Genomic DNA, 13,885 nt, shown 5'->3' on the forward strand with positions numbered 1-13,885 from the left:
GTGATACAAGTATGAGAGTATCAGTTGTTATTCCAGCGCACAATGAAGCGAGTACTTTATCACAAGTTTTAGTAGAAGTGGAGAAGCTCAAGCCTTACGAAATTATTGTAGTAGATAATGGCTCGACAGATGGAACGAAAGACATAGCGTTACAACATCATTGTCACGTGATTTATTATAAACATTCTCTTGGCAATGATGTTGGACGGGCTATTGGAGCTAGAGAAGCAAAAGGTGAAATTGTTTTGTTTTTAGATGGTGATATTGTTATTGATAGTAAAGAGTTACAACGTTTCGTGAAAGGAATTCGACAAGGGCATCAAATTGTTGTGAATAATTTAACATGGTCGGTTTATTTAAAGATGAGACCACATTATACGACAGTTGGAAAGTTCATGTTGAATCGCTATTTGAATAAAAAAGAGCTTGTTGTTGGATCTTTAATCGCAATTCCACACGCAATGAGTAGGGAAGTTATTCAGAAATTTGGTTGGTGGAATTTAGCAGATCCAGCACTATTTCAAGCGATAGCGATGTCTAGAGGAGTAGATATTGTTGATACGGCTTCGGTCGATGTAATTCACACAAATAAGGTTCGTCCTGTGCATACAGGAACATCACCTGGTTCTCCTTATCCGAAAGCGACTAGCCGTATTATGGGTGATCATTTACGTGCTTTGCAATATGTAATCGAAACATATGGTAAACGCGGCGGTTTTTCGGAGGGAAACAGGGATAGGGAGTTTATAGGGAACTATAAACCAGTTGTATTAAAGAAGGAAAAAGCGAAATATAGTGCGATTATACCAGTGTCAGAAGAAAAAATGACGATAAGATCTGTTATACAAGAAGTGAAAAAAGCAGGGGTAGATGAAATTATTGTTGTCGCGAATGGAGCAGATTTTGAGACTGTTAAACAGGCAAAGCTAGAGAATGTTATTGTTGTTGAATTCGGGGAGGCGCTTGGACATAATGTAGCACGAGCGATAGGTGCCATGCATGCTACGGCAGATATTTGTTTATTCGTTGATGGTGATTTTGTTATTCCAGCAAAAAAACTCACTCCATTTTTGCAAGCTGTTGAAGATGGAAGTGACGTGGTTTTAAATGATTTACAATGCTTATTAGATATGTTTCATCCTGCAGATCCAATTAGTATGGGGAAATATTTTGTGAATTTAGTAGCGAAAAGACCGGATTTATGGAATAACTCATTAACGGCAGTACCACATGCTATGCATAAAAGGGTAATAGAGAAAATAGGATATGACTCGCTTGTTATTCCGCCATTAGCTCAAATGAAAGCTATTTTGGAGGTTTTTTCTATTACAGCAGTAGAATTTGTAGATGTTATAAAAACCAATCGGGTACGCCCGGAGCAACATGGATTTGTAAATGGACGTATTCCGGCATTTGACCGTATTTTCGGTGATCAACTTGAGGCGATTGCTTATCTATTACAATATACAGACGAACGTGGGAGTTTTACAGATGGAGATCGCGATAGAGACACTATTCAACAATTGAGAAAGGAAGAAAAGAATACAGATGAATGCTAGTAGTAAAGTAGCTATTATTGGATTAGGGTATGTTGGTCTTCCTTTAGCAGTCCATTTTGCAGAAAGAGGACATACCGTACTTGGATTAGATAAAGATACTAGAAAAATAGAATCGATTAAAAAAGGAGAAAGTTATATTCCAGATGTTTCTTCTAAAGTGTTGCAAAGTTTATTGACTAAAAATAAATTAATAGTAAATACACCAGATAAAGGTATTACTGATTTCCAAAATAATGATTATGTTATTGTTACTGTTCCAACTCCAATTAATGAACGAAGAGAACCAGATTTAAGTGCCCTCATTTCAGCTTCGCATTATATACAACAAAATCTCCAAAAAGGACAAACCTTCATTTTTGAAAGTTCCACATATCCAGGCACACTTGAGGAAGTTATTATTCCTATTATTTCTCAAGCTGGCCAAAAGGTAGGAGAAGATTTCTATATCGGATATTCTCCTGAGAGAATTGATCCAGCAAATAGCCAATATTCAGTTCAATCTATTCCAAAAGTTATTAGTGGACAAACAGAAAAGTGTAAACAAAAAGTACAGGATTTATATAGTACCATTTTTGACGTAGTTGTACCTGTTAGTTCGCCGAAAGTAGCAGAGATGTGTAAGCTATTTGAAAATATTCAGCGCTTAGTTAACATCTCTTTAGTAAATGAGTTAAACACATTATGTGAAAGTTTAGGGATTGATTTTTATGAGGCCATTGAAGCGGCATCTACAAAACCGTTTGGATTTACTCCGTATTGGCCAGGACCAGGGATAGGGGGGCACTGTATTCCCGTAGACCCTTTATATTTTCAATGGAGAATAAAAAAGAATGGGGCAATTAGTCAATTAATTGAGGCGGCACATGTAATTAATGAAGAAATGCCAGAGAAAATAGTCCGGAAAGTAAAGGGCATGGTACAATCACCCGGACTAGTTTTAATTGTAGGAATCGCATATAAGAAAGATGTAAATGATTTGAGAGAATCACCGGCTTTGCCAATTATTCAATTACTAATAAAAGAAGGATACGAGATAAAATACCATGATTCATATATTTCTTCCGCGGAAATTGGAGATAAGGTGTATCAATCTGTTGCTTTGGATGAACAAACATTTAAAGAGGCAGGTTGTATTTTAATTTTAACTGACCACTCTAATATCGATTGGAAGCTTTTTAAAGGAATGAACCGAGTAATAGATACACGGGGAATTATAAAGAAGGTGAGTGTATGAGTAAGAAATGTTTAATTACAGGTGGGGCCGGATTTATTGGATCTCATTTAGCTGAAGAGTTGGTGAGAAGGGGTTATGAAGTCACGATTGTGGATAACTTCTATAAAGGGAAAAATAAGTATCATAATGAGCTAATGAAAGAGATTCGGGTTATTCCAATAAGTGTTTTAGACAAAAACTCTATTTATGAATTAGTAAATCAACATGATGTAGTGTTTCATTTAGCAGCAATTTTAGGTGTTAAAACGACAATGGAAAAAAGTATAGAGCTCATTGAAACGAATTTTGATGGAACGAGAAACATTTTACAAGCAGCATTAAAAGGAAAGAAGAAAGTAGTTTTTGCATCTACTTCAGAAGTATATGGTAAAGGCAAACCGCCTTTCGCTGAAGAAGGAGATCGATTGTACGGGGCAACTTCTAAAATTCGTTGGAGTTATGCAGTTTGTAAAACGTTAGAAGAAACATTATGTTTAGGATACGCATTAGAAGGCTTACCTGTAACGATTGTTCGTTATTTTAATATTTATGGTCCAAGAGCGAAAGATGGTCCATATGCAGGGGTAATCCCACGATTTATCCGTGCAGCTTTGCAAGGAGAAGACATTCTCGTATATGGAGATGGAAAGCAGACACGTTGCTTTACGTATGTGAGTGATGCGGTAGAAGCAACAATTCGGGCAATGGATGAGAAGGTAAATGGTGAGATTATTAATATAGGTTCTGAGAATGAACAGAGTATAAAAGAAGTAGCAGAAACAATTAAAAAACTAACGAAATCTTCTTCGAAAATTGTACAAGTTCCTTTTGAGGAAGTATATCCACATGGCTTTGAAGAAATTCCAAATAGAAGGCCGAACGTAACGAAGTTAAGAGAACTTGTTCAATTTCAAGCGACAGTAACGTGGGAACAAGGATTGAAAGAAACTATTAAATGGTTTCGTGAAGAAAACAATGGCTAAGTCGCTATCAGTTATTATTCCTGCAAGTAATGAAGTAGATACGATTTCAGACGTTATTCAATCGGTAAAACCGTTAAATCCAGTAGAGATTATTGTAATAGCAAATGGTTGTAACGATGGTACAGAAGAGGTTGCTGATCGGTTAGGATGTAAAATAATTAGGCATAAAGAACTATTAGGAAACGATGTTGGGCGTGCAGTTGGCGCAAAACATGCAATAGGTGATGTATTACTATTTATAGATGGGGACTTTGCTATTCCAACTTCAAAATTACAATTATTTCTTAATCCAATTTTACATGATCAGACTGACATCGTTTTAAATAATTTGGACGCATTATTTTTAAAGAATCAAAAACCACATTCTATTACAGTATGGCGCCAAATATTAAATGCAATGTTAGAGCGCGAAGAATTAAAAATAGATTCTTTATTATCTGTACCTCATGCGTTGACGAAAGAAGTCGTCCAAAGTATTGGATATGAATGTTTAGTTAATCCTATTGTAGCTCATTTACGTATAGCACAAAGTAAATGGAGAATTAGCCGTCATTGTGCTATTGATGTTATCACGCCAAATAAATTTCGACCGATTGAACATGCTGCATATGGCACGAGCCTTTCTCAATCTGAAAAACGAATGATAGGTGATCATATAGAAGCAGTTGCAGAACGAATAGTAAGTAGTGATACACGCGGAGGATATTATGATGGAAATAGGAAAAGGAATAGCGTCTATCATACTTTAAGTTTTGAAGATTTTTATCAAGGCTGGGGCGTTACATCCAATTTGTATAAAGGAAAGCAACTATCGGTTGTTATTCCTGTACAAAATGAAGAGAAAACAATTGGAAACGTTATAGAAGAGCTTCGTAAAATTGAACCTTTTGAAATCATCGTAGTCGTAAATGGTTCGTCAGATAAAACAGCAACGATTGCAAAAGACAAAGGCGCAACAACAATTGTATATAAAGAAGCCCTTGGAAACGATGTAGGGCGTTCACTTGGAACTTATTTTGCAAAAGGAGAAATTGTGTTATTTATAGATGGTGATTTTGTTATTCCAGCTAGTGAGTTATATCCTTTTACAAAAGCTATAGCAGATGGAAAGGACGTCGCATTAAATGATTTAAATCATTATTTAGATTTAAGAGTACCACTTCATCTTGTAACTGCATTTAAGTATGCACTAAATTTAGCTTGTGATAGAAAGGATTTAGGGGTAGGCTCACTTATTGCGGTACCTAATGCATTTAGCCACAAGTGTTTGAAAGCAATTGGATATAAATCTTTATTGTCACCTTGTGTAGCACAAGTGAAGGCTCTTCTTTCTGGATTTGAAATTGCATGTGTATGTCGTGTTGAGGTTGATAAGATGAACCGTATTCGTCCCAGTGAACATTTTGCAAAAATAGGTCATCCTCCAGCTGTACTTCGAATTATAGGTGATCATATAGAAGGACTAGAGCAAATAATTGCATTAACAGACAATCGTGGCGGATTCTATGATGGCAATAGAAAAAGAGATGTTTTATAGAAGTAACAAAAAAAGTGTACAACATGTGTACACTTTTTTGTTCTGTTATAAAAACTATAACAGATTAGGAGATAAGAGTATTACAGCTCTACAATGGGTATTGTTCTTATATTACAAAATAGGACTCGTATATAAGGATACCAAAAAAATACAATTAAGGAAAGGGTTAATTTTAAAGACTTTTAAATGAAGTTAACACTATATATATAGTAGTTTGCTCAACATTTCACAAACATGTCACAACTAATTCGTTCACTTTCGTAAAAAAGTAGTATTCTAAGTGTGTAAGCTGTTATATAAAAAATCTTAGTCCTGTACTAATCAAAAATGGAGGAGATTAGGATGACTCAAGTATTAGAAAATGTTAAAAACGCATGGGAAAACTTTAAAGGTGAAAAATGGAAAGCAGAGATTGATGTTCGCGATTTCATTTTAAATAATGTAAACGTTTTCGAAGGAGACGAATCTTTCTTAGCAGAAGCAACTGAAGCAACGAAACAACTTTGGGATCAAGTAATGGATTTAACAACAAAAGAACGTGAAAACGGTGGCGTTCTTGATATGGATACAAAAATTGTTTCTTCTATTACATCACATGACCCAGGATACTTAAATAAAGATATTGAAAAAGTAGTCGGTTTCCAGACTGATAAACCATTCAAACGTTCTTTACAACCATATGGTGGTATTCGTATGGCAGAACAAGCTTGTGAATCTTATGGATACGAAATGGATAAAGAACTTAGTCGTATTTTTAGAGATTGGAGAAAAACTCATAACCAAGGTGTATTTGATGCTTATACACCAGAAATGAGAAATGCACGTAAATCAGGTGTTATTACTGGTCTTCCAGATGCATACGGTCGTGGACGCATTATCGGTGACTATCGACGCGTAGCATTATATGGTATTGATCATTTAATTGAAGCGAAAAAAGCTGATTTGAATTTAACTGGTGGTGTAATGAGCGAAGATACAATGCGTTTACGCGAAGAGTTATCTGAGCAAATGCGTGCACTTCAAGAACTAAAACAAATGGCTGCTTCTCATGGTTTCGATATTTCTAAACCAGCAACAAATGCAAAAGAAGCATTCCAGTGGTTATACTTCGCATATCTTGCAGCGATTAAAGAGCAAAACGGAGCTGCAATGAGTCTTGGACGTACTTCTACATTCTTAGATATTTACATTGAAAGAGATTTAGCAAATGGTACTTTAACAGAAGAAGAAGTACAAGAAATTGTAGATCACTTCATTATGAAATTACGTCTTGTGAAATTCGCAAGAACACCTGATTATAATGAATTATTCTCTGGTGACCCAACTTGGGTAACTGAATCTATCGGTGGTATGGCATTAGATGGTCGTCCATTAGTAACAAAGAACTCATTCCGTTTCTTGCATACATTAGATAATTTAGGACCAGCTCCAGAACCGAATTTAACAGTTCTTTGGTCTAAACAATTACCAGAGAACTTTAAAAACTACTGTGCGAAAATGTCCATCAAAACATCAGCAATTCAATATGAAAATGATGACATTATGCGTGCTGATTACGGCGATGATTATGGAATTGCTTGTTGTGTATCTGCAATGAGAATCGGTAAACAAATGCAGTTCTTTGGAGCTCGTGCAAACTTAGCGAAAGCATTATTATATGCGATTAACGGTGGTAAAGATGAAAAATCAAAAGCACAAGTTGGTCCTGAGTACGCACCAATTACTTCTGAAGTATTAAATTATGAAGAAGTTATGCATAAGTTTGATATGACAATGGAATGGTTAGCGGGTCTATATTTAAATACATTAAATGTTATCCATTACATGCATGATAAATATAGCTATGAACGTATTGAAATGGCACTTCATGATACAAATGTTCTTCGTACAATGGCAACAGGTATCGCGGGTCTATCTGTAGTAGCAGACTCATTAAGTGCAATTAAATACGCACAAGTAAAACCAATCCGTGATGAAAATGGTATTGCGGTGGACTTCGAAATTGAAGGAGACTTCCCTAAATACGGTAACAATGATGATCGTGTAGATGAGATCGCTGTAAATCTCGTGAAAACATTTATGAATAAACTTCGTAAACATAAAACATATCGTAATTCCGTTCATACAATGTCAATTTTAACTATTACATCTAACGTTGTATACGGTAAGAAAACTGGTAACACTCCAGATGGACGCCGTACTGGAGAACCATTTGCACCAGGTGCAAATCCAATGCATGGACGTGATACAAAAGGTGCATTAGCTTCATTATTATCTGTAGCTAAATTACCATATGAAGATGCACAAGATGGTATTTCTAATACATTCTCTATCATTCCAAAAGCACTTGGTAAAGAAGATGATGTACAAGTACGTAACTTAGTATCTATGCTTGATGGCTATGCAGTAAAAGAAGGCCATCACTTAAATATTAACGTATTTAATCGTGAAACATTAATGGATGCAATGGAACATCCTGAGAAATATCCACAATTAACAATTCGCGTATCTGGTTACGCTGTAAACTTTATTAAATTAACTCGTGAACAACAAATTGATGTAATTAACCGTACAATGCATGAAAGCATGTAAATGAAAAAAGTATCCCTTCGCTTTTAATATATAGCGAAGGGAGGCTGTTTCAATAAAGGAGGAAGTAACATGGTAAAAGGAAGAATACATTCTGTAGAGTCTTGTGGTACTGTTGATGGCCCAGGGATTCGTTATGTCATATTTACACAAGGGTGTTTATTACGTTGTCAATATTGTCATAATGCGGATACGTGGGAAATCGGTAAAGGTAAAGAAATAACAGTTGAAGAAGTGATGCAGGATGTGACATGTTACCTTCCATTTATTGAAGCCTCCGGAGGCGGTATAACAGTTAGCGGTGGAGAACCATTATTACAGCTAGACTTTTTAATTGAGTTGTTTAAAAAGTGTAAAGAGGCTGGTATCCATACAACAATCGACTCTTCTGGTGGTTGTTATTCTGAGGAACCAGAATTCCAAAATAAGCTAGATATTTTAATGGATTATACAGATTTAGTTTTATTGGATTTGAAACATATTGATTCCAAAAAGCATCGTAAATTAACAGGGAAACCAAATGAACATATTTTACAATTTGCTCGTTATTTATCGGATAAGAATAAACCGATTTGGGTACGACACGTATTAGTTCCCGGTGTTACGGATAATGAAGAGGATCTACAAAAACTATCTAGCTTTATTCAAAGTCTGTCTAATGTTCAAAAAGTTGAAGTGTTACCATATCATAAGCTTGGTGTATATAAATGGGAGGCGCTTGGACACAAGTACCCACTCGCAAATGTAGAACCACCTACTGAGAAAAATGTAGAACATGCTAAACATATTTTACAAGCGGTCTAATCCAAATATTGGATTAGGCTTTTTGCTTTCTTTACAATAAAATCTAGAGTATATATTGATAAAAGAGTATACTGAAAGTAGAATATCCATAATTTTGTACGGAATAAGTGGAGAAATTTACATAATTGTAAAGGGAAATCAAAATAGTAAAAAGAATTAAGAAGTAAAAGAGTGAGTATCATGGAATAGAGAACATTTGTAAGTTATTGCGAAAGCTCTTATAGGAAAGTATAATGTAAAGATATGAGCACAGATAGGATTAAGGGGTCAATCTTATATGCTTTGCATATCCACGACAGGTACATAGCTGAAAAGGGAATTATTAGAATCTGTTTATGTAATTTTTAAGGAAAATGTTTTTCCTATTGTCGTATATGCAATATGGAGAAACAAAAAGCTAGGAGTGGATTTGTTTGATAAAAAACCCCAAGGTTTTAATATTAACTGCACATTACGGTAATGGTCATGTGCAAGTAGCAAAAACATTAGAACAAACATTTCGCCAAAAAGGAATTGAAGATGTTATTGTATGCGACTTGTTTGGAGAATCACATCCATTTATAACTGACATTACAAAATATCTATATTTAAAAAGTTATACAATAGGAAAAGAATTATATCGTTTGTTTTATTACGGGGTAGAAAAAATTTATGATAAGAAAATAGCATCTTGGTATGCGAACTTTGGAAGAAAACGTTTGAAAACACTGTTACAGGTGGAGAAACCAGATATTGTAATTAATACATTTCCAATTATCGCGGTACCAGAATTGAAGAAACAAACAGGGATTTCAATTCCTGTCTATAACGTATTAACGGATTTTTGCGTGCACAAAATATGGATTCATCGAGAAGTAGATCGTTATTTTGTTGCAACGGATCACGTGAAAGAATTGATGGTTGATATCGGTGTACCTGCGGAACAAATTGTTGAAACAGGAATTCCAATTCGGAGTAGTTTTGAGTTAAAGGTAAATTCAGACATCATATATAATAAATATCAGTTATGTAAGAATAAAAAGATTTTACTAATTGTAGCAGGTGCTCATGGGGTATTAGGAAATGTAAAAGAACTATGCCAATCATTTATGTCAGTGCCCAATTTACAAGTAGTTGTCGTTTGTGGAAAAAATGAAGCTTTAAAACAGGATTTATTAAGTTTACAGAAGCAAAATTCCGATGCATTAAAAGTGTTTGGGTATGTTGAAAATATTGATGAATTATTCCGTGTTACTTCTTGTATGATTACGAAGCCAGGCGGAATAACATTAAGTGAAGCAGCAGCGTTGCAAGTACCTGTCATTTTATATAAGCCTGTTCCAGGACAAGAAAATGAAAATGCGATGTACTTTGAAAAAAAAGGAGCAGCAGTTGTCATTCGCGATGATAGTGAGGTTTTTGCAAAAACAGAGGCATTATTACAAGATGATGTGAAGCTTCTTCAAATGAAAGAAGCAATGAAAAGCATCTATCTTCCAGAGCCAGCTGGTCATATTGTAGATGCAATTTTGGCAGAAAATCATGCAGAACCGCGCCATATACCTATTAAATCACCTGCTCTTGCACAATCTTTTACTTAATATGAAACCCTCTTTGTATATATAAAGAGGGTTCTTTATTATTTTCAAAGAAAATTTAGCCACTTATCCACAAAAGGATTGCGCTTTCATTAAACAGTAAAGTCGGAATATTAACAACTATATCCACATTGTCCACAATTTTTAGAAAAATATCCACAATTAAAACAGTCGATATATGCTTGAATATAGAAAGATATTAAATGTTTTCGAAAATTATTAACAATTCCATCAGTTTTGTGGATAAAGTTGTCCACAGCAAAAAGTACCCTAATGCATAAGGGTACTTTTTGCTTACTTCTATCAGTCGAGAAAATTATGTAATGAAAATGAATAATTAGGGGGGAAACTTCTAATTATTCATTTTCACTTTAAATGCTTTTCGAGCGATATCCTGCTGCACGATCTGCTTTTTGAAATTCGCGTTGATAGAGAACTTCTTGTGTACTAGATAATGTATTTTTTGCTTTATCACGTTTCTTTTTATCCATTACAAATCACCTCGTGTCTTAAAGTTACTATTTATCGTTTCCAAAGACATGAGGGAATATACGCATATGGAAAAATGTTAATGATTGATTATCATTTCAGAAAATTTAGATTATGCTTCTTTTAATTGATGAGCATCTTGGAAGGTTGTATCTCGCATTGTAGCAAGTGTGTATTGATCTTTTGGAATTTCATATAAGTTATAGACTTCTTCGTTTGCGTTAATTTCATCATATACGGCTTTTCTTGTTTCATTTGCTAGATTTACATATTGCAGTTTTTCTGCAGCTTTAATAGAACGAATATTTATTTTACGAATACGCATGAAGATTGTTTCAATATCTAATTCATAGAAAAGTTCACTAAAAAATGAATCTTTCGCTAATTTATTATAGCCTTTTCCATGATATGGTTTGCCAAGCCATGTCCCGAGAAATCCAGCTTTTTCTTGCACATCAAATAAAGTAATTGTTCCGATAGGGTTACCCCATTCATCTAAAATTGTGCGTGAAATTAATTCACCACGCTCTTCAGCTTCAATCGTTTGTTTCGTTAAGAATAAATATTCTTCATAAGAATAAGCCTTTTGACGCACAAAAGGGAAGACAGCTGGGTCCACCATTAACTCGTATAGAACGTGGCTGTCGTGTAAGTCGCGTTTTTTCAACATACTAACTCCTCCTCACACGAGGGTAGCATGACGAAAAAACACCCCACCCTCGAAATTTTTATATCAATCTTTAAAAAATTTCGGGGTGGGAATCGAACCCACTAGAACCAGTTTCTAACGCTGGTGGCGCACCATTTGCCTTCCCCATTCATCAATTTGAAAATGATAATCACGACACAAATTGATTATGGTTTCATTCAGTTTATAATCGTATAATACTTTATCTAGTCAAAAAAATAAACTAGTTTTTTTTATTTTTTTTGTAAATTATTTTTCCATCAATCATAGTTAGTACAGGCTTGGCTAAATAATGGAAAGGATGATGAGTCCATAACACGAGATCGGCGTCTTTTCCAACCTCGATGCTTCCAATTCTATCCTCTAAACGCAAATTTCGCGCTGGGAATATGGTGATTCCTTCTAGTGCTGTTTTCTCGTCTAATCCTTCTCTTACTGCGACAGCAGCACAAATATTTAAATATTGAATGGGTGTATAAGGATGGTCTGTTGTTATAGAAACTTCCACACCATTTTTGGATAATATATGGTAAGTATCCCATGTCTTGTTTTTTAGTTCGATTTTAGAACGGCGTGTCAGAGTGGGACCAACTGAAACCTTCAAATTGTGTTTCGAAAGCTCTTCAACAAGAAAGTGTCCTTCTGTACAATGTTCAATACGTAGATCGAGGTTGAATTCCGTTGCAAAGCGTAGCGCAGAACTAATATCATCTGCTCTGTGAGCGTGGATACGTACGGGTATTTCACGACGTAATGCTTTTAAAATAGGAAGCATTCGAAAATCAGCTTCGTGCCCGTAGTGTTGTGCTTCATAGAATGATTCCCGAAGTAACCCCATAATCCCCATACGTGTTATGGATTCTTTTGTTCCATTACTATGGACTTTTTTAGGGTTTTCTCCAAAGGCAATCTTTAAACCAGCAGGTTCTTGAATAATCATATGATCAATACAAGTTCCAGCTGTTTTTATTACACAAGTAGTACCCCCGATAATATTTTGACTGCCAGGCATAACGTGAACGGTTGTAATTCCATTTTGTACAGCGTCTTGAAAGGCGATATCGAGAGGATGGATTCCATCTAAAGAACGAATATGTGGTGTTGAAACTTCAGATGTTTCATTGGCATCATTTCCAGCCCAACCAGTACCTTCATCATAGAGACCAAGGTGAGTATGGACATCAATAAAGCCAGGTAAGAGATGGAGTGCTCGTGCATCAATAACGGTCATATCTTGAGTAGGTTGAATAAAAGGTTTGACCTCGGTAATTCGCTCTCCTGTAACGAGTACATCGCCTTGAAACTTTGGAGATGTAATAGGGTATACAATGGCTTGTTTGAGCAATATTTTCATAGGTACCTCATTTCTGTTACTTTATAATGCTAATGGAAGTTAAGGGAAAGTAACTGAAAGGTTATTTGTATGGTAATGCTTCGGATCCTAGAAAATGAAAGTTTTAAAAGGGCCCATGTAAAATTGTGTTTTAGAAGTACTACATTGTATGCGAAAGTATATTTTGTAATGCATGGTCTATTGCCGGAAATGTGTATTGGTATCCATGTTTAATTGCTTTACTAGGTAATACGTGTTGCCCTTCTAGTACAAGTATGCTCATCTCACCTAATAAGGCGTGAAGCATAAATGAAGGGACAGGCAGCCAATGTGGTTTTCTCGTTGCAGCAGCGATGGTCTTTCCAAATTCCTTCATTCTTATAGGTGTTGGTGCTGTCATATTAAGAGGGCCATCAATTTCTTTTTTGTGTATGATGAAATCCATCATACGAACGACATCGTCTATATGAATCCATGATAACCATTGCTTCCCAGAACCAATGGTGCCGCCGATATAGAATTGATAGGGAAGTAACATTTTTGGCAAGGCTCCGCCATCTGCACCTAATACAACTCCAAATCTTGTGTAAATTGTTCTTATTCCGAGAGAAAATGCTTTAGCTGCTTCTTGCTCCCATAAAAATACTGTTTCTGCTAAAAAGTCATTTCCGGGAGTTTCTTGTTGCTCAGTAAAAGACTCTATTTCAGATGTTCCGTAGTATCCAATAGCACTTGCATTAATAAATGTATGTGGTTTTGTATGGAGTGCCTGTAATTGTTTAATGATTCCTTTTGTTGTTTGAATTCTACTGTTTAAAATGGCTTTCTTTTGTTTCTTTGTCCATCTACTATTAATAGACTCTCCGGCTAGATTAATAACGACATCAATAGAAGAGAGGGGGAAGGTTTGTAAATCTGGTGTCCATTGAACATACTGAAGGTTAGGAGCGGAAGTTTTAGTAGTTTTTTTTCGTGTGAGGATGTAAACAGTATATCCTTTTTGAACAAAAAAAGTAGAAAGATATTTACCGATAAAGCCTGTACCACCAGAAATTGCGATTTTCACAAGTATTTCCTCCTCATTATATATATTCTTGAAAAGAAAAAATGTTC

The 13,885-nt window shown here is 35.3% G+C and carries 12 protein-coding genes; 8 read left to right on the plus strand and 4 right to left on the minus strand.

Going from position 1 to position 13,885, the window contains the following annotated elements; genetic code table 11:
- Positions 1-11: 11 nt before the first annotated feature.
- The 8 genes from RT27_RS03895 to RT27_RS03930 all read left to right on the plus strand — a co-directional run bounded on the left by RT27_RS03895 (position 12) and on the right by RT27_RS03930 (position 10,265).
- On the plus strand, positions 12-1,559 hold the full coding sequence (locus RT27_RS03895; protein WP_050844802.1) for a glycosyltransferase family 2 protein: 1,548 nt from the start codon (positions 12-14) through the stop codon (positions 1,557-1,559).
- A complete protein-coding gene (locus RT27_RS03900) occupies positions 1,549-2,793 on the plus strand; it encodes a nucleotide sugar dehydrogenase (protein WP_016083630.1) in 1,245 nt (414 codons plus the stop codon). The genes RT27_RS03895 and RT27_RS03900 overlap by 11 nt, the downstream gene beginning before the upstream one ends.
- Positions 2,790-3,755 (plus strand): NAD-dependent epimerase/dehydratase family protein, encoded by a 966-nt coding sequence (locus RT27_RS03905; protein WP_043935358.1) that lies wholly within the window; start codon positions 2,790-2,792, stop codon positions 3,753-3,755. Before RT27_RS03900 ends, RT27_RS03905 begins: the two co-directional genes overlap by 4 nt.
- Positions 3,748-5,292 (plus strand): glycosyltransferase, encoded by a 1,545-nt coding sequence (locus RT27_RS03910; protein ID WP_043935359.1) that lies wholly within the window; start codon positions 3,748-3,750, stop codon positions 5,290-5,292. The genes RT27_RS03905 and RT27_RS03910 overlap by 8 nt, the downstream gene beginning before the upstream one ends.
- The gene (locus RT27_RS03915) at positions 5,261-5,482 is read left to right on the plus strand and encodes a hypothetical protein (RefSeq protein WP_002094217.1); all 222 of its coding nucleotides are present in this window, start codon (positions 5,261-5,263) and stop codon (positions 5,480-5,482) included. Before RT27_RS03910 ends, RT27_RS03915 begins: the two co-directional genes overlap by 32 nt.
- Positions 5,483-5,634: 152 nt before the next feature.
- A complete protein-coding gene (gene pflB, locus RT27_RS03920; protein WP_043935360.1) occupies positions 5,635-7,884 on the plus strand; it encodes a formate C-acetyltransferase in 2,250 nt (749 codons plus the stop codon).
- A gap of 69 nt (positions 7,885-7,953) precedes the next feature.
- Positions 7,954-8,685 (plus strand): pyruvate formate-lyase-activating protein, encoded by a 732-nt coding sequence (gene pflA / locus RT27_RS03925; RefSeq protein WP_000238466.1) that lies wholly within the window; start codon positions 7,954-7,956, stop codon positions 8,683-8,685.
- Positions 8,686-9,098: 413 nt separating this feature from the next.
- A complete protein-coding gene (locus RT27_RS03930) occupies positions 9,099-10,265 on the plus strand; it encodes a diglucosyl diacylglycerol synthase (RefSeq protein ID WP_016083627.1) in 1,167 nt (388 codons plus the stop codon).
- Positions 10,266-10,633: 368 nt separating this feature from the next.
- Here RT27_RS03930 and RT27_RS32290 read toward each other — a convergent pair whose 3' ends face one another.
- From RT27_RS32290 to RT27_RS03945, 4 genes are all read right to left on the minus strand, one after another.
- A complete protein-coding gene (locus RT27_RS32290; RefSeq protein ID WP_000358482.1) occupies positions 10,634-10,753 on the minus strand; it encodes a YfhE family protein in 120 nt (39 codons plus the stop codon).
- 110 nt (positions 10,754-10,863) lie between these two features.
- A complete protein-coding gene (locus RT27_RS03935; protein WP_000914737.1) occupies positions 10,864-11,421 on the minus strand; it encodes a GNAT family N-acetyltransferase in 558 nt (185 codons plus the stop codon).
- A gap of 241 nt (positions 11,422-11,662) precedes the next feature.
- Positions 11,663-12,793, minus strand: a complete 1,131-nt coding sequence (locus RT27_RS03940; protein ID WP_000698297.1) for an amidohydrolase — start codon at positions 12,791-12,793, stop codon at positions 11,663-11,665.
- A gap of 139 nt (positions 12,794-12,932) precedes the next feature.
- Positions 12,933-13,838, minus strand: a complete 906-nt coding sequence (locus RT27_RS03945; RefSeq protein WP_016083626.1) for a TIGR01777 family oxidoreductase — start codon at positions 13,836-13,838, stop codon at positions 12,933-12,935.
- Positions 13,839-13,885: the final 47 nt, after the last annotated feature.

Source organism: Bacillus sp. L_1B0_5 (genome assembly GCF_000836715.1).
Classification (GTDB): domain Bacteria; phylum Bacillota; class Bacilli; order Bacillales; family Bacillaceae_G; genus Bacillus_A; species Bacillus_A thuringiensis_S.